18 protein-coding genes are annotated in these 20,545 nt (G+C 70.5%); 2 read left to right on the top strand and 16 right to left on the bottom strand.

Annotated features, from left to right (window positions below; translation table 11 throughout):
- Position 1: 1 nt before the first annotated feature.
- From aroB to AC5L3C_RS31410, 15 genes are all read right to left on the bottom strand, one after another.
- On the bottom strand, positions 2 to 1,096 hold the full coding sequence (gene aroB, locus AC5L3C_RS31480; protein WP_493652438.1) for a 3-dehydroquinate synthase: 1,095 nt from the start codon (positions 1,094 to 1,096) through the stop codon (positions 2 to 4).
- Positions 1,093 to 1,605: a shikimate kinase gene (locus AC5L3C_RS31475; protein ID WP_493652436.1), complete on the bottom strand. Its 513-nt coding sequence runs from the start codon at positions 1,603 to 1,605 to the stop codon at positions 1,093 to 1,095. The genes aroB and AC5L3C_RS31475 overlap by 4 nt, the downstream gene beginning before the upstream one ends.
- Positions 1,602 to 2,786, bottom strand: coding sequence for a chorismate synthase (gene aroC, locus AC5L3C_RS31470; protein WP_125508184.1), 1,185 nt, complete (start codon positions 2,784 to 2,786; stop codon positions 1,602 to 1,604). Before aroC ends, AC5L3C_RS31475 begins: the two co-directional genes overlap by 4 nt.
- Positions 2,787 to 2,952: 166 nt before the next feature.
- Positions 2,953 to 3,264 carry a hypothetical protein gene (locus tag AC5L3C_RS31465; RefSeq protein WP_493652435.1) on the bottom strand — a complete coding sequence of 104 codons (312 nt, stop codon included), beginning with the start codon at positions 3,262 to 3,264 and terminating at the stop codon, positions 2,953 to 2,955.
- A gap of 50 nt (positions 3,265 to 3,314) precedes the next feature.
- Positions 3,315 to 4,142: a shikimate dehydrogenase gene (locus AC5L3C_RS31460; protein WP_493652433.1), complete on the bottom strand. Its 828-nt coding sequence runs from the start codon at positions 4,140 to 4,142 to the stop codon at positions 3,315 to 3,317.
- On the bottom strand, positions 4,142 to 5,833 hold the full coding sequence (gene mltG, locus AC5L3C_RS31455; RefSeq protein ID WP_493652431.1) for an endolytic transglycosylase MltG: 1,692 nt from the start codon (positions 5,831 to 5,833) through the stop codon (positions 4,142 to 4,144). Before mltG ends, AC5L3C_RS31460 begins: the two co-directional genes overlap by 1 nt.
- 128 nt (positions 5,834 to 5,961) lie before the next feature.
- Complete coding sequence (gene ruvX / locus AC5L3C_RS31450) at positions 5,962 to 6,426, bottom strand: Holliday junction resolvase RuvX (protein ID WP_493654103.1); 465 nt, start codon at positions 6,424 to 6,426, stop codon at positions 5,962 to 5,964.
- Positions 6,427 to 6,461: 35 nt separating this feature from the next.
- Entirely contained in the window at positions 6,462 to 9,134 is a 2,673-nt protein-coding gene (gene alaS / locus AC5L3C_RS31445; protein WP_493652429.1) for an alanine--tRNA ligase, read from the bottom strand.
- Positions 9,134 to 9,523, bottom strand: coding sequence for a hypothetical protein (locus tag AC5L3C_RS31440; protein ID WP_493652428.1), 390 nt, complete (start codon positions 9,521 to 9,523; stop codon positions 9,134 to 9,136). The genes alaS and AC5L3C_RS31440 overlap by 1 nt, the downstream gene beginning before the upstream one ends.
- A gap of 7 nt (positions 9,524 to 9,530) precedes the next feature.
- A complete protein-coding gene (locus tag AC5L3C_RS31435; RefSeq protein ID WP_493652426.1) occupies positions 9,531 to 9,983 on the bottom strand; it encodes a DUF948 domain-containing protein in 453 nt (150 codons plus the stop codon).
- A 188-nt stretch (positions 9,984 to 10,171) separates the two neighbouring features.
- Positions 10,172 to 10,786, bottom strand: a complete 615-nt coding sequence (gene rpsD, locus AC5L3C_RS31430; protein ID WP_019523761.1) for a 30S ribosomal protein S4 — start codon at positions 10,784 to 10,786, stop codon at positions 10,172 to 10,174.
- 301 nt (positions 10,787 to 11,087) lie between these two features.
- Positions 11,088 to 12,443 (bottom strand): replication-associated recombination protein A, encoded by a 1,356-nt coding sequence (locus AC5L3C_RS31425; protein WP_493652425.1) that lies wholly within the window; start codon positions 12,441 to 12,443, stop codon positions 11,088 to 11,090.
- Between the two features lie 42 nt (positions 12,444 to 12,485).
- The gene (locus tag AC5L3C_RS31420; RefSeq protein ID WP_493652424.1) at positions 12,486 to 13,151 is read right to left on the bottom strand and encodes a vitamin K epoxide reductase family protein; all 666 of its coding nucleotides are present in this window, start codon (positions 13,149 to 13,151) and stop codon (positions 12,486 to 12,488) included.
- A gap of 263 nt (positions 13,152 to 13,414) precedes the next feature.
- Entirely contained in the window at positions 13,415 to 14,677 is a 1,263-nt protein-coding gene (gene hisS, locus AC5L3C_RS31415) for a histidine--tRNA ligase (protein WP_493652422.1), read from the bottom strand.
- Between the two features lie 11 nt (positions 14,678 to 14,688).
- Positions 14,689 to 15,396 (bottom strand): MBL fold metallo-hydrolase, encoded by a 708-nt coding sequence (locus AC5L3C_RS31410; protein WP_125508165.1) that lies wholly within the window; start codon positions 15,394 to 15,396, stop codon positions 14,689 to 14,691.
- Between the two features lie 182 nt (positions 15,397 to 15,578).
- Between AC5L3C_RS31410 and AC5L3C_RS31405 the strand changes: the two genes are divergently transcribed.
- Together AC5L3C_RS31405 and AC5L3C_RS31400 are read left to right on the top strand one after the other, a co-directional pair.
- Complete coding sequence (locus tag AC5L3C_RS31405; RefSeq protein WP_493652420.1) at positions 15,579 to 16,400, top strand: peptidylprolyl isomerase; 822 nt, start codon at positions 15,579 to 15,581, stop codon at positions 16,398 to 16,400.
- A gap of 138 nt (positions 16,401 to 16,538) precedes the next feature.
- Positions 16,539 to 17,768 carry a DUF349 domain-containing protein gene (locus AC5L3C_RS31400; protein WP_493652418.1) on the top strand — a complete coding sequence of 410 codons (1,230 nt, stop codon included), beginning with the start codon at positions 16,539 to 16,541 and terminating at the stop codon, positions 17,766 to 17,768.
- A gap of 56 nt (positions 17,769 to 17,824) precedes the next feature.
- Here AC5L3C_RS31400 and relA read toward each other — a convergent pair whose 3' ends face one another.
- Positions 17,825 to 20,353 (bottom strand): GTP pyrophosphokinase, encoded by a 2,529-nt coding sequence (gene relA / locus AC5L3C_RS31395; RefSeq protein ID WP_493652417.1) that lies wholly within the window; start codon positions 20,351 to 20,353, stop codon positions 17,825 to 17,827.
- Between the last annotated feature and the right edge of the window lie 192 nt (positions 20,354 to 20,545).

The raw sequence follows: 20,545 nt of genomic DNA, 5'->3' as shown, positions 1-20,545 counted from the left end.
GCTACTCGCCCACCTCGCCGTACGCGGCGAGCAGGACGGCCGGGTCGGGGCCCTCGAACACCGTGGGCTTGGCGAGACCGTCGAGGACGATGAAGCGCAGCAGGTCGCCGCGGGACTTCTTGTCGACCTTCATGGTCTCCACGAGCTTGGGCCACTGGTCGTAGCGGTAGTGCAGGGGGAGGCCCACCGATTCGAGGATCGCACGGTGGCGGTCCGCGGTGGCGTCGTCCAAGCGGCCCGCGAGGCGGGCCAGTTCGGCGGCGAAGTGCATGCCCACCGACACGGCGGCACCGTGGCGCCACTTGTAGCGCTCGTTCTTCTCGATGGCGTGGCCCAGGGTGTGGCCGTAGTTGAGGATCTCGCGCCGGCCCGATTCCTTCAGGTCGGAGGAGACCACCTCGGCCTTGACCCGGATGGAGCGCTCGATCAGTTCCGCGGTGTGCGGGCCCGCGGGGGTGCGGGCCGCCTCGGGGTCGGACTCGATGAGGTCCAGGATCACCGGGTCGGCGATGAAGCCGGCCTTGATGACCTCCGCCAGTCCGGAGACGTAGTCGTTGACCGGGAGGGAGTCCAGCGCTGCCAGGTCGCACAGGACACCGGCGGGCGGGTGGAAGGAGCCGACGAGGTTCTTGCCCTCGGCGGTGTTGATGCCGGTCTTGCCGCCGACGGCCGCGTCCACCATGGCCAGGACCGTGGTGGGGATGGCGATCCAGCGGACGCCGCGCAGCCAGGTCGCCGCGACGAAGCCGGCGAGGTCGGTGGTCGCGCCGCCGCCGACGCCGACGATCACGTCGGTGCGGGTGAACCCGGACTGGCCGAGCGCCTTCCAGCAGTACGCGGCGACCTCGGCCGTCTTGGCCTCCTCCGCGTTGGGCACCTGGATCGCGATCGCCTCGTAGCCCTGACCGGCGAGGTCCGCGCGGAGTGCGTCACCGGTTTCCGCGAGTGCTTCGGGGTGCACGATCGCGACGCGCTTGGCCTTCGCGCCGATCAGAGTGCCGAGTTCGCCCAGGAGCTGACGGCCCACCAGGACGTCGTAGGGCTCGGTGCCCGCCGTCGCGCCGATGTGGATGCGCGTCACTGCTTCGTTGCTCATGCTTCCTCAAGCTCCAGTGCCTTCAGGACGGCTTCGGTGACCTCTTCGGGCGTACGGCCGTCCGTGGCGACGACGGCCTCGGCGACCTCCTCGTACAGGTGCCGCCTGGCCTCCATCAGTTCGCGCCACTGCTTGCGCGGATTGACCGCGAGGAGCGGGCGGGCGACGCCCAGGCCGGTGCGCCTGACCGCCTCCTCGACGTCCATCGACAGGTAGACGACACGCTGTCCGGCGAGCAGGGAGCGGGTGTCCTCGTCGAGAACGGCGCCGCCGCCCAGGGACAACACGCCGTCGTGCCCGGTGACCGCCGAGCGCACCGCATGCTTCTCGATGGCGCGGAAGGCGGGTTCGCCCTCGTCGACGAAGATGTCGGCGATGGTCCGGCCCTCGGCGGCGACGATGTCGTCGTCGGTGTCGCGGTAACCGACGCCCAGCCGCTCGGCGAGCAGTCGCCCGACGGTCGACTTGCCCACGCCCATCGGGCCGACCAGGACGACCAGCGGGCTCATCGGATGGCCAGGTGGTCGAGGTACGACGTCACGTTGCGGCGGGTCTCGGTGACGCTGTCGCCGCCGAACTTCTCCGCGACCGCGTCCGCGAGGACCAGGGCGACCATGGCCTCGGCGACGATGCCGGCGGCCGGCACGGCGCAGACGTCGGAGCGCTGGTGGTGGGCGGCCGTCTCCTCGCCGGTGGTGACGTCCACGGTCTTCAGCGCGCGCGGCACCGTCGCGATGGGCTTCATCGCCGCGCGGACGCGCAGCAGCTCACCGGTGGTCAGACCGCCCTCGGTGCCGCCGGAGCGGCCCGTGGCGCGCTTGATGCCGTCGGCGGTGGCGAGGATCTCGTCGTGCGCCTTGGAGCCGGGGACGCGGGCGAGGTCGAAGCCGTCGCCGACCTCGACGCCCTTGATCGCCTGGATCCCCATGAGGGCGGCGGCCAGGCGTGCGTCCAGGCGGCGGTCCCAGTGGACGTGGGAGCCGAGGCCGACCGGGACGCCGTAGGCCAGCACCTCCACCACGCCGCCGAGGGTGTCGCCGTCCTTGTGGGCCTGGTCGATCTCCGCGACCATCGCCTTCGAGGCGTCCGCGTCCAGGCAGCGCACCGGGTCCTCGTCCAGCCGCTGCACGTCGGCGGGGGTCGGGTGGAGGCCGTAGGGGGCCTTCGCCGCGGCCAGCTCGACGACGTGGCTGACGATCTCGATGCCGGCCGTCTCCTTCAGGTACGACCGTGCCACCGCGCCCAGCGCCACGCGGGCGGCGGTCTCACGGGCGGAGGCGCGCTCCAGGATCGGGCGGGCCTCGTCGAAGCCGTACTTCTGCATGCCCGCCAGATCGGCGTGGCCGGGGCGGGGGCGGGTCAGCGGGGCGTTGCGCGCCAGGCCGGCGAGCACCTCGGGGTCGACCGGGTCGGCCGCCATGACCTGCTCCCACTTCGGCCATTCGGTGTTGCCCACCATGACCGCGACCGGGGAGCCGAGGGTCAGTCCGTGCCGGACGCCGCCGAGGAAGGTGACCTCGTCGCGCTCGAACTTCATCCGGGCACCGCGACCGTAGCCCAGCCGCCGCCTCGCGAGGTGGTCCGCCACCATGTCCGTGGTGATCGGCACGCCGGCGGGAAGGCCCTCCAGCGTCGCGACGAGTGCGGGACCGTGGGACTCCCCCGCGGTCAGCCAGCGCAACCTGCTCAACGGTGTTCCTCCGTGCTTCGCGCCCCGGTATGCCGTGCGTACGCGTTTCTGCGCGTACGGCTGTGGCGTGACGGGGTGCGCGGCCCCGGTCCGCCACTTCCGATCCTCCCACGTCCGGCCGCCTTGTCCGGCCGCCGGTCCATCAGGCGGACGGGCGGTGCGGCCGTCACGCCGTGCCGTCGCCCTGCCGCTGCCCGGGTGCGTAGGCGCCGAGGAAATCGGCGCCGCTGGGCTGCTGGGGCTGTGGCGCGTACGGGCCCAGGTGGTCGGCGCCCCTGCCCTGGCCGTGCCCGGCGGCGGCGTGGACCGGCCGGCCCGAGCGGGCGGCGCGGCGGTGGGCGATCCTGCGCTTGAGCTTCACGACCCAGGAGGCCACGACGGCGAGCACGACCAGGGACAGCACCGTGATCTGCACCCAGTCGGGCAGAAAGCCCAGCGTGGCCTCGAATATCTGTGTCTTCCACGATGCCAGCGTCATGAACGCGGTCCCCTCCCCTGTTCCGCCCCCTGCGGAACCGAGAGTGGATCTTAGCGGGCGGCCAGCGCCTGTTCCCCGGCTTTTCGCATGGTGTCCAGCGGGGCCGGTGAGCGCCCCGTCATCTGCTCCACCTGGAGCGCCGCCTGGTGCACCAGCAGGTCGAGTCCGCTGATCACCGCGCCCCCGTAGGCGGACCAGCGGGCGGCCAGGACGGTCGGCCACGGGTCGTAGAGCACGTCGAAGAGGGCCGCCGGGCGTTCCGGTACGGCGCGGGCGAAGGCGTCGGTGACGCCGGCCGGGGTGGTGCTGACGACCAGCGGGGCGTGCAGTGCCCGTTCGGCGTCGTCCCAGCCGGCGATGCGCACCGCGACGCCCAGCCGTTCGGCCCACTGCCGCATCTCGGCGGCGCGGTGCTCGCTGCGGACGTGGACGGTGACCTCGCCCGAGCAGATCCGGGCCAGGGCGGCCAGCGCGGAGGAGGCGGTGGCGCCGGCGCCGAGGATCGCGGCGGTCTCCACCTTGTCGATGCCGTGCTCGCGCAGGGCGGCGACCATGCCGGGGATGTCGGTGTTGTCGCCGGTTCTGCCGCCGTCCGGCGTGAAGACGACCGTGTTGACCGCCTCGACCGAGGTCGCGGTCTCGCTCACGGAGTCGAGCAGCGGGATCACGGCCCGCTTCAGCGGCATGGTCAGCGACAGCCCCGCCCATTCCGGGCCGAGTGTCTCGAAGAACCCGGGCAGCGCCTTCTCGTCGACCTCGAAGCGGTCGTACGTCCACCCCTGAAGCCCCAGCTCCGCATAGGCGGCGCGGTGCAGCACGGGAGAGAGGGAGTGGGCGATCGGGGAGCCGAGGACGGCGGCCCTGCGGGCGGCCGGCATCAGTTCCCCCTCGACGCGTTGAACTTGTCGACGAGCTTCTGGTGCTCCTCGATCGTCTTGGCGAACTCGGTCTTGTTCATGCCGTCCGTGGCCACGAAGTACATCCAGCCGTCGCTCGTGGGGTTCAGCGCGGCCTGGAGCGCCTCCTCGCCCGGGTTGCCGATCGGGCCGGGCGGAAGGCCCTTGTTGGTGTACGTGTTGTAGGGGTCGGGGTTGCTGTTGATCTCCGATGCGGAGATGTCGATCTTGCTCTGGCCCAGGAGGTAGTTGAAGGTCGAGTCGAACTGGAGCTCCTGGTTCGTCTCGGTGTTGCTGGTCTTGAGGCGGTTGAAGACGACCTCGGACATCTTGCGGAAGTCCTCGTGCGTCTTGCCCTCCGCCTGCACCAGGCTCGCCACCGTGACCAGTTCCCACGGCCCCTCGAGGCCGAGGCTCTCGGCCTTCGACTCGAAGCCCAGTCCCTCGTACTTCTCGGTGGCACGAGCCACCATCTGCCGCAGGACGTCCTCGGGCTTCTGCTCCTTGGCGACGGCGTAACTGGACGGGAAGAGGAAGCCCTCGAGCGGATCCTTGACGTTCTTGTGGTTCACGGCCCAGTCGGGCAGGCCGAGGCTCTTCCACTTGGTCTCGGCGACCTTCGCCGTGGTGCCCTTCTTGACCCCCAGGCGCTTGTCGACGAGCTGGTAGACGTCGGCGTTGCGCTTGCCCTCGGCGATGATCAGGTTGTTGCGGCTCGTCGGGCTGAGCATGAGCTCGACGGCGCTCGCGGCCGACATCTCCTTCTGCAGCGTGTACACGCCGTCCTGGATGCTCTTGCCCTGCGGGTGGGAGGCCTGGGCCGCGACGAACGCGTCGACGCTCTTGACCACGCCCTGCTTCTTGAGCTCCTGGCCGATGGCGTAGCCGCCGGAGCCCTTGGGAATGGTGACGGTCACCTGCTCGCCGTTGCCGGACCCCGCGAAGTCCGCGGGGCTGCCGAAACGATCCTGATAGAACTGATAACCGAAGTATCCGACACCGGCCAGGCCGCCGCCGAAGACCACGACCACCACGAGACAGGCCAGGCCGCTGCGGCGCTTCTTCTCCTTGCCGCCCCGGCGCTCGCCGCGTCCGCGCCGGTCGTCCGGGTCGTCGTCGCGGCCGTCATCGTCGTCGCCGCCCGCGAAGAAGGCGTGTTCTCCCTGGTCGGGTCCGGGATCCCAGTCGGTCTCCGGCTCCGGCTCCGGTTCGGCGCGCCGGCGGCCGGGCGGTTCGGGCGGCGGGTAGGCGTCGGGGGTTCCGTAGTGGTCGGCCGGCTGACCGCCGTAGGGCCCGGTCTGCTGCAGGTACGGGTCCGTGGGGCCGACGGCGTACGGATCCTGCGGGCCCGCGGCATACGGGTCCTGCGGATAGGTGCCGGTGGGCCAGCCGTTCTGGTCGTACTGCGGCTGTTGCTGCGGGTGGGGCGCGTACTGCTGACCGTACTGGTCGTACTGCGGGTACTGCTGGTGCCCGTACCCGTGCTGCTCGCCGGTGCCCCAGTCGCCGTACTGCTGCTGCGTCTGCGGCTGCTGCGGGTAGTGCTGCGGCTGGCCGCCGTAGGGAGGCTGCTGGCCCTGCTGGACCTGCTGTCCTCCCCATCCGCCGTCCCCGTACAACGGGTCGTCCGGATGCCACGGTTCGGAGCCTGGGCCCCGGCCATACTCAGTCATCGATCCCCTAGAGCCGCGAAGCGGCGTCGGCCCCGGCCACCTGAAGACCGCGGCTCGCGTTCCGCCTCTCTCTGTGCGGCGGCTGTTCGAACACTGGCCGCATCGCGCGGAACGTTACCGTATCGCGATCAGATGACCACTTCGACGCCCTCGCCGGGTGGCTTGCCTGACACCCGTTCGGATTCCAGTGCCTGCTGGAGGATGATCACGGCGGCCGCCTGGTCGATGACGGAGCGGCCCTTCTTCGACTTCACCCCGGAGGCGCGCAGCCCCTGACTGGCCGTCACCGTCGTCATGCGCTCGTCGACGAGCCGCACCGCGACGGGCGTGATCAGCCGGGCGAGTTCCCGGGCGAAGCCGCGGACCTTGGCCGCGGCCGGTCCCTCGCCCCCCTTGAGGGAGCGAGGGAGACCGACGACGACCTCGATCGGCTCGTACTCCTCGACGAGCTGCTTCAGCCGGCGGTGCGCGGCGGGGACGTCCCGGCCGGGGACGGTCTCGACCGGCGTGGCGAGGATCCCGTCGGGATCGCACGAGGCGACCCCGATACGGGCGTCCCCGACGTCGATCGCGAGCCGGCGGCCACGGCGCATCGCCGGGCCGTCCGTCCGCTCGTGCTCGGGTCCGGTCACTTGGCGGTGTCCGCCACGAGGCGCTCGACGGCGTCGACGGCCTCGCCGACGGCGGCCGGGTTCTGGCCGCCGCCCTGGGCGACGTCCGGCTTGCCGCCACCGCCGCCGCCGAGCGTCTTGGCGGCGGTGCGCACCAGGTCACCGGCCTTGAGGCCGCGCTCGCGGGCCGCCTCGTTGGTGGCGATGACGGTGAGCGGCTTGCCGTTGTTCACGGCGAAGAGGGCGACCACGGCGGCCCTGCCCCCCTGGATGCGGCCGCGCACGTCCAGGACGAGCTTGCGCAGGTCGTCGGCGCCGGTGCCGTCCGGGACCTGGCCGGTGACGACGGCGACGCCCTGGATGTCCTTGGCGGACTCGGCGAGACCGGCGGCGGCCTGGAGCACCTTCTCGGCGCGGAACTTCTCGATCTCCTTCTCGGCGTCCTTCAGCCTGCCGAGCATGGCGGAGACCTTCTCCGGCAGTTCCTCCGAGCGGCCCTTGAGCAGTTCGGTCAGCTGGTTGACGACCGTGTGCTCGCGGGCGAGGAAGTTGTAGGCGTCCACGCCGACCAGGGCCTCGATACGGCGCACACCGGAGCCGATGGACGACTCGCCGAGCAGCTTCACCAGACCCAGCTGGGCGGTGTTGTGCACATGGGTGCCGCCGCACAGCTCCTTGGAGAAGTCGCCGATGGTGACCACGCGGACGCGCTCGCCGTACTTCTCGCCGAACTCGGCGATGGCGCCCTGCCGCTTGGCCTCGTCGATGCCCATGACGTCGGCGCGCACGTCGAGGTCGCGGGCGAGCACCTCGTTGATCTTCTGCTCGACGTCGCGCATGACCGTCTGCGGCACGGCGGACGGGGAGCCGAAGTCGAAGCGGAACCGGCCGGGCTGGTTCTCGGAACCGGCCTGGGCGGCGGTCGGGCCGAGGGCGTCGCGCAGGGCCTGGTGGGTGAGGTGGGTGGCCGAGTGGGCACGGGCGATGGCCTTGCGGCGCCGGTCGTCGATGGAGGCGTGGGCCTTGGCCCCCACGGTGACCTCGCCGACCTGGACGACACCCTTGTGGACGTAGACGCCCGGCACCGGCTTCTGGCAGTCGCGGACCTCGATGACGGCGCCGGAGTCGGTCCTGATCCGGCCGGTGTCGCCGATCTGGCCGCCGCCCTCGGCGTAGAAGGGGGTGCGGTCGAGGACGATCTCGACCTCGTCGCCCTCGGTGGCGGCCGGGGAGGAGACACCGTCGACAAGGATGCCGACCACCGTGGACTCGCCCTCGGTGTCGGTGTAGCCGATGAAGTCGGTGGCGCCGGCCCGGTCGGCGATCTCGCGGTAGGCGCCGAGGTCGGCGTGGCCGGTCTTCTTGGCCTGGGCGTCGGCCTTGGCGCGCTCGCGCTGCTCCTTCATCAGGCGCCGGAAGCCGTCCTCATCCACGGACAGGCCCTGCTCGGCGGCCATCTCCAGGGTGAGGTCGATCGGGAAGCCCCAGGTGTCGTGGAGCAGGAAGGCCTTGTCGCCGGGCAGGACGGTGGAGCCGGCGGCCTTGGTCTCGGACACGGCGGTGTCGAGGATGTTGGTGCCGGCCTTGAGCGTCTTGAGGAAGGCGTTCTCCTCGGCGAGGGCGACCTTCTCGATCCGCTCGCGGTCGGTGATCAGCTCCGGGTACTGCTGCCCCATCATGCCGATCACGACGTCGATCAGGTCCTTGACCACCGGGCCGGTGGCGCCGAGGAGGCGCATGGTGCGGATGGCGCGGCGCATGATGCGGCGCAGCACATAACCGCGGCCCTCGTTGCCGGGGGTGACGCCGTCGCCGATGAGCATGGTGGCGGTGCGCATGTGGTCGGTGACCACACGCAGGGAGATGTCGGAGTCCTGGGCGTCGCCGTAGCGGACGCCGGTCAGCTCGGTGGCCTTGTCGATGACGGCCATGGAGGTGTCGATCTCGTACATGTTCTGCACGCCCTGCAGAATCATGGCGAGCCGCTCGAGGCCGAGGCCGGTGTCGATGTTCTTGCTGGGCAGTTCGCCGAGGATCTCGAAGTCGTCCTTGCCGGTGCCCTCGCCCCGCTCGTACTGCATGAAGACGAGGTTCCAGATCTCCACGTACCGCTCGTCGTTGACGGCGGGGCCGCCCTCGGCGCCGAACTCGGGGCCGCGGTCGTAGTTGATCTCGGAGCAGGGGCCGCAGGGGCCGGGGACGCCCATGGACCAGAAGTTGTCCTTCTTGCCCAGGCGCTGGATGCGCTCCTTGGGCACGCCGACGATCTCGTGCCAGATCTGCTCGGCCTCGTCGTCGTCCTTGTAGACGGTGATCCAGAGCTTCTCCGGCTCCAGGCCGTAACCGCCCTTGTCCTGGGGCGTGGTGAGCAGCTCCCAGGCGAACTTGATGGCGCCTTCCTTGAAGTAGTCGCCGAAGGAGAAGTTACCGCACATCTGGAAGAACGTGCCGTGGCGGGTGGTCTTGCCGACCTCTTCGATGTCGGGGGTGCGCACGCACTTCTGCACGCTGGTGGCGCGGGCGAAGGGCGGCTTGACCTCGCCCAGGAAGTAGGGCTTGAAGGGCACCATGCCGGCCGGGACGAGCAGCAGAGTCGGGTCGTCCGCGATGAGCGACGCCGACGGGACGACGGTGTGCCCGCGCTCCTCGAAGAAGCTCAGCCAGCGGCGGCGGATCTCGGCCGACTCCATCAGTGGTCCTCATTCCGGTTGTACGGGTACGTCGTGTACGTCTGCTGCGACTGGTGCGTCGGCTTGCGCGCCGGGCCCTCGACGTACAGGGGGCTGTTGCGGTTCTCGATGACGGCGTAGCCCCGGGGCGGGGGCAGTTCCCGGTCGACGGGGGCGCCCAGCCCGAGCGCGTCGCCCAGTTCGGCCTCGCGCCGGTCCATGTGGTCGCGGACCTCGAGGGCGAAGTCCACGGCGCGGTCCTTGAGCCGGCCGCCGGCCTCGATCGCCTTGTTCGCCGCGCCGACGGCGAGGTTCTCGGGCGTGAGCTGCTTGAGCTTCCGGTTGACCTTGGTGGTGGCCCAGACGCCGGCGGCGACGCCGGTGGTGAACCAGAACGTTCGGCGGAACATCGTCGGGTCAGTCCCTCTTTCCCCGGGTCCGCTTGTCACGCCGCGCGCCCGGGACGGTGCGGCCCACGATCACGTTGCGCCGCGGCTGCTTGGCCGGGGCGTCGTCCTTGCGGCCGCTGACGGCCCGGCGCACGCCGTAGCCGAAAGCGGCGACCTTCACCAGGGGGCCGCCGAAGGTGGAGGCCACGGTGGTCGACAGCGCGGACGCGTTGGAGGTGACCTCCTGCACGTCGGAGGCGATCGCGTCGACCCGTTCGATCTGGGTCTGCGCGGAGCGCACCGCCGCGGAGGCGTCGGCCAGCAGCGGGACGGCCTGGTCGGTCACCTCCGCCACGAGCTTGGTGGTCGCCCGGAGCGTCTGGGCCAGCCTCGCCAGCGCGACGGCGAGGAAGGAGACCAGGATCGCCCAGAAGACGGCCACCAGGATTCCGGCCACCTCGCCACCGGACACTGTGTGCACCCGCTCCCTTGAAACGCGCCTGAACATCGAGAAAGTCGTGTGCCCGAGCCTATCGCGCCGGTGACGTCACTCCGTACCGGATTACCTGCCGCCACCGGCGAAGTCGCGGGACGGAGACGAGCCCGCCGCCTCGTCCGCCCGGAAGGGCGGGGAGACGGCGGGCTCGGGATACCGCGTGCCTGCCGGGATCAGCGGGCGTAGTACTCGACGACGAGCTGCTCGTCGCAGATCACCGGGATCTCCTTGCGGTTCGGCTCGCGGTCCAGGCGGAACGCCAGGGCCTTGAGGTTCACCTGCAGGTAGCGCGGGATCTCACCGTCGGGGGCGAAGCCACCCTCACGAGCGATCGTGAAGAGGGTCTTCTCCTTGCTGCGCTCGCGCACCTCCACGACGTCGTCCGGGCGGACACGGAAGGAGGGCTTGTCGACCTTCTTGCCGTTGACCTGGATGTGGCCGTGGGTGACCATCTGGCGGGCCTGGTAGATGGTGCGGGCGATGCCCGAACGCAGGACCAGGGCGTCGAGACGGCGCTCGAGCTCGATGACGAGGGCCTCACCCGTCTTCATCGACGTCTTGGAGGCACGCTCGTAGGCACGGACGAGCTGGCGCTCGGAGAGGTCGTACTGCGCGCGCAGACGCTGCTTCTCCAGCAGACGGACCTTGTAGTCCGAGTTCTGCTTGCGGCCACGGCCGTGCTCACCCGGCGGGTAGGGGCGGGCCTCGAAGTACTTGACGGCCTTCGGGGTCAGCGCGATGCCGAGGGCACGCGACTTCTTGACCTTGGGGCGGGACTGGTTCGCCACTTCTTTTCCTTTTCCTTTTCGGCTGCCTCAGGGTTACGGGAGGTCGCATCCGCAGCCTGGGAAATCCCGGCAGGTCCGCTGGGGACGTGCCAGGCAGCCGCTTCCCTGGTCTGGGCACATACGTGCAGCACACGAACGGCCCACCGACTGCTCCCGGGACTTACGGGTGGTGGTGGGCTGCCCGCGACACCTACGACGGTGCGCGACGCTCCTGGATCGAAGATCCGGCTGGTTGTCCCGCCTGAGGCGCCGGCCGGAGCCGGACACGGGACGCAGCACTGCCGCAGAGTCTACAGGGTGGTCAGGGCCGCTTCCGGCCGAGGTGCTTCCTGGTCCACTCCACCGCGTCCGCGTAGCGCGCCTCGGCGCCGTGCCGGGTGGGCTCGTAGTACTCGCGGTCCTTCAGGGCGTCCGGCGCGTACTGCTGCTCGGCGATGCCCTCCGGCAGGTCGTGCGGGTAGGTGTAGCCCTTTCCGTGCCCGAGTTTCGTCGCGCCCTTGTAGTGGCTGTCCCGCAGATGGGACGGCACGGGCCCGGCCAGTCCCTTGCGTACGTCGTCCAGTGCGGCGCCGATGGCGGTGGTCGCCGCGTTGGACTTGGGGGCCAGGGCGAGGGCGATGGTGGCGTGACTGAGGGTGAGGGCGGCCTCGGGGAAACCGATCATGGCGACGGCCTGGGCGGCGGCCACGGCGATGGGCAGCGCGTTCGGGTCGGCGAGGCCGATGTCCTCGCTGGCGGAGATCATCAGGCGGCGGGCGATGAAGCGGGGGTCCTCGCCCGCCTCGATCATGCGGGCCAGGTAGTGCAGGGCGGCGTCCACGTCGGAGCCGCGGATGGACTTGATCAGGGCGCTGGCGACGTCGTAGTGCTGGTCGCCGGCGCGGTCGTATTTCACCGCCGCCCGGTCGACCGTCTCCTCCAGCGTGGCCAGCGTGATCTCCGCCTCGCCCTTGTCGAGGGCGGCCCCGGCGGCGGCCTCCAGAGCGGTCAGCGCGCGGCGGGCGTCGCCGCCGGCGATGCGCAGGAGGTGCTCCCTGGTGTCCTCGGGCAGGGTGAGGGCGCTCCTCAGGCCCCGCTCGTCGGTGAGGGCGCGCCCGAGCAGGTCCCGGATGTCGTCGTCGGTGAGCGGTTCGAGGGTGAGCAGCAGGGAGCGGGAGAGCAGCGGGGAGATGACCGAGAAGTAGGGGTTCTCGGTGGTCGCCGCGATCAGGGTGACCCAGCGGTTCTCCACGGCGGGGAGCAGGGAGTCCTGCTGGGCCTTGCTGAAGCGGTGGATCTCGTCGAGGAAGAGGACGGTCTCCTGGCCGTATCCGCCGGAGGCGCGGCGGGCGCCGTCGATGACCGCGCGGACCTCCTTGACGCCCGCGGTGATCGCCGACAGTTCGACGAAGCGCTTGTTGGTCGCCTTGGAGACGACGTAGGCGAGGGTGGTCTTGCCGGTGCCGGGCGGCCCCCACAGGAACACCGAGGAGGGGCCGGCGGGGCCCGACGCTCCTTCGCCGACCAGTCTGCGCAGGGGGGAGCCCGGCTTCAGCAGGTGCTGCTGGCCCACGACCTCGTCGAGGGTGCGCGGGCGCATCCGGACCGCCAAGGGGCTGCCGGCCGGGTCCTTCTCCTGGCGTTCTTCTGCTGCGGCGGTGAACAGGTCGGGCTCCACGCTGAAACCCTAAAGCACCGCACCGACAGCCCGGGCGGGCGGTCAGCTGGTCCAGAACTCCCACCAGCGGGTCAGGATCAGCATGCCGATGATGCCGATGTGCAGGACCGGCATGACCCAGGTGAACTCGTCGAAGAAGCCCCGCAGCCAGCGGGGGGCGGGCAGAAAGCCCTGGCGGATGTTGAACGAGGTCACGTACCAGAACATGATGATCGTGGCGACCCAGGCCAGGCAGCACCACAGGCACAGGGCGTTGATCCGGTAGAGCGACTGGAACATCAGCCAGGCGCAGAAGGCGACACCGAAGAGCGTGCCCGCGTTGAGGGTGAGCCAGTACCAGCGCGGGAAGCGGGCCCCGGCGAGCAGACTCATGCCGACGCAGACGACGATGCCGTAGGTGACGAGGCCGAGCATCGGGTTGGGGAAGCCGAAGACGGAGGCCTGGTCGCTCTCCATGACGCTGCCGCAGGAGACGACGGGGTTGAGGCTGCAGCCGGGGACGAATGTCTCGCCCTTGACCTTGGCCTCGAGCAGCTTGAACTTGTCGAGCGTGATCACCCAGGCGGCGAGCACACCGGCCGCTCCGGTGATCACCAGGAGCAGGGCGAACGCGCGGCTCGCTCCCTCCCTGCGCGGTGCGGAGGCGCGCTCCGGCGGGGTGGAGGGCTCGGGCTCCATGTCGACGTCCCTGACTGTCGTCTTGCTCATCACGCCGATTCCGTCACTGGGGAGTGGGGACTGCTTCGGGCAGGGGCCATTGTGCCGTACGAGCTTGTGGATTCGCCGTTGAGCGGGCATAAGGTCATGCCGGTCGTCCCCCGTGAGCGTGCGGTTTCGGCCGATGTCCGTGGCAGGGGCGCACTGGTGTTCCGTGGCGCGTGCCCCGTCCGGGCGCCGGTGTGTCAGGCGGTTGACGACGCAGGGCGCCGGAGCACCCCCGGGGAGGTGCTCCGGCGCCCTGACGGTGCTTTTCAGCCGAGGCGTGACTCCAGTTCCGCCACGATCTCGTTGATGCCGACCGCCGTCTGCTCGCCGGACCCCATGTCCTTGAGCTGCACCACGCCCTCGGCGAGGTCGCGCTCGCCCAGGACCAGGGCGTAGCGGGCGCCCGAGCGGTTGGCGGCCTTCATCGCGGCCTTGATGCCCTTGTCACCGAAGCTGAAGTCGGCGGCCACGCCGTTCTTGCGCAGCTCGGTCACCTTGGCGAACAGCACGCGGCGGGCCTCGGCGCCGAGCGGCACGGCGAACACGCTGGTGGCTTCGGGGAGTTCGAGTTCGACCCCCTCCGCCTCCAGGGCCAGCACGGTGCGGTCGACGCCGAGGGCCCAGCCGACGGACGGCAGCGCGGGGCCGCCGATCATCTCGGACAGGCCGTCGTAGCGGCCGCCGCCGCCCACCGCGGACTGGGAGCCGAGACCGTCGTGGACGAACTCGAAGGTCGTCCGGGTGTAGTAGTCGAGTCCGCGCACCAGCTTGGGGTCGTCCTCGAAGGCCACGCCCGCCGCGGTGATCAGCTCGCGCACCTCCTCGTGGTAGGCCTTGCAGGCGTCGCAGAGGTAGTCGCGCAGCAGCGGGGCGCCGGTCAGCTGCTTCTGCACCGACTCGCGCTTGTCGTCCAGCACGCGCAGCGGGTTGATCTCCGCGCGGCGCAGGGTGTCCTCGTCGAGGTCGAGACCGCGCAGGAAGTCCTGCAGCGCGCTCCGGTACACCGGGCGGCACTCCTTGTCGCCCAGGCTGTTGAGCAGGATGCGGAAGTCGCTCAGGCCCAGCGAGCGGTACGCCTGGTCGGCGAGGATGATCAGCTCGGCGTCGAGCGCCGGGTCCTCCGCGCCGATCGCCTCGGCACCGACCTGGGAGAAGTGGCGGTAGCGGCCCTTCTGCGGGCGCTCGTAGCGGTAGTACGAGCCGGAGTACCAGAGCTTGACCGGCAGGTTGCCCGCCTTGTGCAGGTTGGCCTCCAGGGCCGCGCGCAGCACGGAGGCGGTGCCCTCGGGGCGCAGGGCGAGCCGGTCGCCGCCCTTGGTCTCGAAGGCGTACATCTCCTTGGTGACGATGTCGGTGGACTCGCCGACGCCGCGGGCGAACAGTTCGACGTTCTCGAAGCCGGGCGTCTCGATGTAGCCGTATCCGGAGCCGCGCAGCGGGGCGGCGATGGCCTCGCGGACGGCGAGGTACTTGGCGCTGTCCGGCGGGATCAGGTCGTACGTGCCCTTGGGGGCCTTGAAGGTGCTCACGGAAGGTCTCGTCACATTCCTCGTCGGGGAGCCTCGGGTGCTCCCTGGCCGGCGGCCACCTGCCGCAGATACGGGTTGGTGGCGCGCTCCTGGCCGATGGTCGTCTGGGGGCCGTGGCCGGACAGCACCACGGTCGAGTCGTCGAGCGGCAGGCAGACGCGGGCCAGCGAGTCGAGCATCTCGGCCATGTCACCGCCGGGCAGGTCGGTGCGTCCGATGGAGCCGGCGAACAGCAGGTCGCCCGAGAACATGATCGGCGGGATGTCCGCCGCCTCGGGCAGGCCGAAGGTCACCGACCCCTTGGTATGGCCCGGTGCGTGCGCGACGGAGAGATCCAGGCCGGCCAGCTTCAGCTCGGCGCCGTCGGTGAGCGTCCTGACGTCGTCCGGCTCCCCCACGGTCAGCTCGCCCATGAGCGGCATGCCGATGGCACGGCCCATGCCCTTCTCGGGGTCGCTCATCATGTACCGGTCCTCGGGGTGGATCCAGGCCGGTACGTCGTGCGCTCCGCACACCGGGACGACCGAGGCGACATGGTCGATGTGGCCATGGGTGAGGACGACGGCGACGGGCTTGAGCCGGTGCTTGCGGACCGCCTCGGCGACACCGTCTGCGGCCTGGTGGCCGGGGTCGATGATCACGCACTCCTCACCGGCGGCCGGGGCGACGAGATAACAGTTCGTCCCCCAGGCGCCGGCGGGGAACCCGGCAATGAGCACGATCGTCCTTCGTTTGTATCGGTACGGGAGGCTTGCGACGGGCTGCGCCCGTGGTCAGAGCCTACCGGCGCTGCCGATTCCTCAGCCAACCCATATACGGTACGGGGCACACGCAGCGGTCGGCTCACCGCACGCACGCACGCGTACCGGCCGGCACACGAGACGCATGAGGAGAGAACCCGGTGGTCAGCCAGGAACAGCGGCGGCGTCAGCTCGCCCGGGAGAAGTTCTTGCGGCAGCAGCAGCGGCGCACCGAGGCGCGCCGCAAGGCGCGGATCCGCAACGCGGTGATCGCGTCGGTGCTCGGCGTGGTCCTCGTGGGCAGCGGCGCGCTGTACGCGACCGGGGCGCTGGAGCAGGACGACGACAAGGCGAACGCGAACGCGGAGGTCTTGCCGAGCGCGCCGCCGCCCAGCAAGGCGCCGGACCCGTGCGACAAGCCCGCGAAGGGCGAGGTGGAGTCGCAGACGTGGAAGAAGGAGCCGGCGATGTCCATCGACAAGTCGGCGAAGTACACCATGACGCTCGACACGACCTGCGGCGGGATAGACGTGGCGCTGAAGGCGTCGGCGGCCCCGCACACGGTCAATTCCTTCGCCTTCCTCGCGGAGAAGGGCTACTTCGACCACAGCAAGTGCCACCGGCTGACCACGAACGGCATCTACGTGCTGCAGTGCGGCGACCCGACGGGCACCGGCACCGGTGGTCCCGGCTACACGATCCCGGACGAGAACCTGAAGGACGAGAGCCTGAAGGACAACATCTACCCGGCGGGCACGGTCGCGATGGCCAACACCGGGCAGAAGGACAGTGGAGGCAGCCAGTTCTTCCTGGTCTACCAGGACAGTCAGCTGCCGCCCAACTACACACCGTTCGGCACCGTGTCGGAGGCCGGCATGAAGGTGCTGGAGAAAATCGCCGGCGCCGGGGAGAGCACCGGAGCCGGTGACGGGGCGCCCAACGCGACGGTCGTGATCGACAAGGCGACCGTCACCAAATCCTGACCCCCAACTGCGGAATTTCGGTCGCGCGGGATGCGGACAGGCATCCCGTCGGTCGCCTATGTTGGCCGTGACGAAACTGTGGACGATGCCCGGGGGAGCTCACAGGCCCCTTCGACGGCATCATGTGGAGGAGGCGCTGTGAGCAGCGACCCGTGGGGCCGCGTCGACGAGACGGGGACCGTGTACGTGCGTACGGCCGACGGCGAGAAGGTCGTCGGTTCCTGGCAGGCAGGCTCCCCCGATGAGGCGCTGGCCTACTTCGAGCGCAAGTACGAGGGCCTGGTTGTCGAGATCGGCCTCCTCGAGAAGCGAGTGAAGACCACCGACCTGTCGTCCAAGGACGCCCAGACCGCGATCGAGCACCTGCGCGAGCAGGTGGACGCCCATCACGCGGTCGGTGACCTGGACGCCCTCAGGGTCCGGCTGGACAAGCTCGTGGAGCTGGTGGAGGCGCGTCGCGAGGAGCGCAAGGCGCAGCGGGCCCGGCAGTCCGACGAGGCGCGCCGGGCCAAGGAGGAACTGGTCGCCGAGGCCGAGCAACTGGCGCAGTCCGATCAGTGGCGGGCGGCCGGTGAGCGGCTGCGGGCCCTGGTGGACACCTGGAAGGGCCTGCCTCGGCTGGACCGCAAGTCCGACGACGAGCTGTGGCACCGGTTCTCGCATGCGCGCTCGGCGTTCTCCAAGCGGCGCAAGCAGCACTTCGCGCAGTTGGACGCGCAGCGCGAGGAGGCCCGCCGGATCAAGGAACGGCTGGTCGCCGAGGCCGAGGCGCTGTCGGGTTCGACGGACTGGGGTCCTACGGCCGCCCGCTACCGCGAGCTGATGGCGGAGTGGAAGGCCGCGGGCCGGGCCCAGCGCGAGCACGAGGAGGACCTGTGGAACCGCTTCCGCGGCGCCCAGGACGTCTTCTTCGGCGCCCGCAGCGCGGTCTTCGCCGAGCGTGACGCGGAGCAGGCGGAGAACCTGAAGCTGAAGGAGGAGCTGGCCGGGGAGGCCGAGAAGCTCCTGCCGGTCACGGATCTGAAGGCCGCGCGGGCGGCTTTCCGCGGGATCAACGAGCGCTGGGAGGCCATCGGCCATGTGCCGAGGGACGCCCGTCCGAAGGTCGAGGGCCGGATGCACGCCGTGGAGCGGGCGCTGCAGGAGGCCGAGGAGGCCGAGTGGCGCCGGACGAACCCGGAGGCACGCGCGCGTGCCGAGGGGCTGACCGGTCAGCTGCAGGCCGCCGTGGACAAGCTGAAGGGCCAGATCGAGCAGGCGCGGGCGCAGGGCAACACCGCCAAGGCGGAGAAGCTCGAGCGTGAGCTGGAGGGCCGCCAGGCGCTTCTGGACCAGGCCCTGAAAGGTCTGCAGGAGTTCGGGGGCTGAGAGAGACACGGAAGCGGGCCCGCACACCACCGGTGTGCGGGCCCGCTTCCGTGTGACTACGTGCGGTTGCGCGCCGAGGTCACCCGGTAGACGTCGTAGACGCCCTCCACGCCGCGTACGGCCTTCAGGACGTGGCCCAGGTGCTTCGGGTCGCCCATCTCGAAGGTGAAGCGGGAGGTGGCGACGCGGTCGCGGGAGGTCTGGACGGCCGCGGAGAGGATGTTGACGTGCTGGTCGGACAGCACGCGCGTGACGTCCGAGAGCAGCCGGGAGCGGTCGAGGGCCTCGACCTGGATGGCGACCAGGAAGACGGAGGACTGGGTGGGCGCCCACTCGACCTCGAGGATCCGCTCGGGCTCACGGGAGAGCGAGTCGACGTTGACGCAGTCGCTGCGGTGCACCGAGACGCCGCTGCCGCGGGTCACGAAGCCGATGATCGGGTCACCGGGGACCGGGGTGCAGCACCGGGCCAGTTTGACCCAGACGTCTTCGACGCCCTTGACGATGACGCCGGGGTCGGCGCTGGAGCGGCGCTTGCGGCGGCGGGCCGGCGGGACGCTCTCGTCGATCTCCTCGGTGGCCGCCTCCTCCCCGCCGAGGGCCTGCACCAGCTTCTGCACGATGTTCTGCGCGGAGACATGGCCCTCGCCGATCGCCGCGTACAGCGCGGAGATGTCGGAGTAGCGCATCTCGTGCGCCAGCGTGACCAGGGAGTCGCCGGTGAGGATGCGCTGGATCGGCAGGTTCTGCTTGCGCATCGCGCGGACGATGGAGTCCTTGCCCTGCTCGATGGCCTCGTCGCGGCGCTCCTTGGAGAACCAGGCGCGGATCTTGTTGCGGGCACGCGGCGACTTCACGAAGCCGAGCCAGTCGCGGGAGGGGCCCGCGCCGGGCGCCTTGGAGGTGAAGACCTCCACCAGGTCGCCGTTGTCGAGGGTGGATTCCAGCGGTACGAGGCGGCCGTTGACCCGCGCCCCTATGGTGCGGTGGCCGACCTCGGTGTGGACCGCGTACGCGAAGTCCACGGGGGTGGCACCCGCGGGCAGCGCTATGACGTCGCCCTTGGGGGTGAAGACGAACACCTCGTTGCGGGACAGGTCGAAGCGCAGGGACTCCAGGAACTCGCCCGGGTCCTCGGTCTCCTTCTGCCAGTCCAGGAGCTGCCGCAGCCACGCCATGTCGTTGATGGCGTCCTTGTCCTTGCCGGAGCCCTTGGGCACATCGGTGCGCACCTTGGAGGCGCCGGCCACGGCCTCCTGCTTGTACTTCCAGTGCGCGGCGATGCCGTACTCGGCGCGGCGGTGCATGTCGAAGGTGCGGATCTGCAGCTCCACGGGCTTGCCGCCGGGGCCGATGACCGTCGTGTGCAGCGACTGGTACATGTTGAACTTGGGCATCGCGATGTAGTCCTTGAACCGGCCGGGGACCGGGTTCCATCGCGCGTGCACCGTGCCGAGGGCCGCATAGCAGTCGCGGACGGTGTCCACGAGGACGCGGATGCCCACCAGGTCGTAGATCTCCGCGAAGTCGCGGCCGCGGACGATCATCTTCTGGTAGACGCTGTAGTAGTGCTTGGGGCGGCCGGTGACGGTGGCCTTGATGCGGGCGGCGCGCAGGTCCTGCTGCACCTCGTCGGTGACGATGGCCAGGTACTCGTCGCGCTTGGGGGCGCGCTCGGCGACCAGGCGGACGATCTCGTCGTACATCTTGGGGTAGAGGATCGCGAAGGCGAGGTCCTCCAGTTCCCACTTGATGGTGTTCATGCCCAGGCGGTGGGCGAGCGGCGCGTAGATCTCCAGGGTCTCGCGCGCCTTCTTCTCCTGCTTCTCGCGCTTGAGGTAGCGCATGGTGCGCATGTTGTGCAGGCGGTCGGCGAGCTTGATGACCAGGACCCGGGGGTCCTTGGCCATGGCGACGACCATCTTGCGCACGGTCTCGGCCTGGGCGGCCTCGCCGAACTTGACCTTGTCCAGCTTGGTGACGCCGTCGACGAGGAGGGTGACCACGTCGCCGAAGTCGCGGCGCAGGTCCTCCAGGCCGTACTCGGTGTCCTCGACGGTGTCGTGCAGCAGGCCCGCCATCAGCGTGGCCGGGTCCATGCCCAGCTCGGCGAGGATGGTGGTGACGGCGAGCGGATGCGTGATGTAGGGGTCGCCGCTCTTGCGCTTCTGGCCGCGGTGCCAGCGCTCGGCGACCTGGTAGGCGCGCTCGATCTGGCGCAGCGTGGCGTTCTCGATCTTGGGGTCGTTGCCGCGGACGATGCGCAGCAGCGGCTCGAGGACCGGGTTGTACGGGTTGGCGCGCTGGACACCGAGCCGGGCGAGGCGGGCGCGGACGCGGTTGGAGGAGCCGGAGCGGGCCGGCTGGCCGGTGTTGGGCCGGGTCGTCAGGGGGGCGGAGCGCTCGGGCGGGCCCGGCTTGGGACGCGGCTGCTCGGGCTTGTCGACGGGGGCGGACTGGGCATGCTGGACCGGCCCGCGCGTGTCGTTCTTCGTCGCGTGGGGCGCGCTCGGCGCGGGCTTCGCCGCGGCCGCCGAGGCGGACTCGGGCTTGGCGGCGGTCAGGTGCTGGGCCTCGTCTGGCAAGAGGGCTCCTCGTGCGCGATCCGGGTCCCCCGGTCAGGCTCCGGAGCCCCCATGGTAGCGATCCCCTCCCCTCGGATCGCCTCCGGAGCGATGTGAGGACCGTCTACCCCGGAAACGCACGAGGCGGACGCCGGATTCCTCCGGGTCCGCCCGTGTGGTGCGGTTCTGCGGTGTTCTGCCTGGTGGGTGGCC

Source organism: Streptomyces speibonae (assembly GCF_984686075.1).
Note: the sequence above shows the minus strand (reverse complement) of the source record. Positions and strands in the feature narration are given on the sequence as shown.

What these genes read in the sequence shown, in the direction of transcription:
- aroB (WP_493652438.1), bottom strand. Translation starts at nt 1,096, where the DNA reads ATGAGCAACGAAGCAGTGACGCGCATCCACATCGGCGCGACGGCGGGC.
- AC5L3C_RS31475 (WP_493652436.1), bottom strand. Translation starts at nt 1,605, where the DNA reads ATGAGCCCGCTGGTCGTCCTGGTCGGCCCGATGGGCGTGGGCAAGTCG.
- AC5L3C_RS31465 (WP_493652435.1), bottom strand. Translation starts at nt 3,264, where the DNA reads ATGACGCTGGCATCGTGGAAGACACAGATATTCGAGGCCACGCTGGGC.
- AC5L3C_RS31460 (WP_493652433.1), bottom strand. Translation starts at nt 4,142, where the DNA reads ATGCCGGCCGCCCGCAGGGCCGCCGTCCTCGGCTCCCCGATCGCCCAC.
- mltG (WP_493652431.1), bottom strand. Translation starts at nt 5,833, where the DNA reads ATGACTGAGTATGGCCGGGGCCCAGGCTCCGAACCGTGGCATCCGGAC.
- ruvX (WP_493654103.1), bottom strand. Translation starts at nt 6,426, where the DNA reads ATGCGCCGTGGCCGCCGGCTCGCGATCGACGTCGGGGACGCCCGTATC.
- alaS (WP_493652429.1), bottom strand. Translation starts at nt 9,134, where the DNA reads ATGGAGTCGGCCGAGATCCGCCGCCGCTGGCTGAGCTTCTTCGAGGAG.
- AC5L3C_RS31440 (WP_493652428.1), bottom strand. Translation starts at nt 9,523, where the DNA reads ATGTTCCGCCGAACGTTCTGGTTCACCACCGGCGTCGCCGCCGGCGTC.
- AC5L3C_RS31420 (WP_493652424.1), bottom strand. Translation starts at nt 13,151, where the DNA reads ATGAGCAAGACGACAGTCAGGGACGTCGACATGGAGCCCGAGCCCTCC.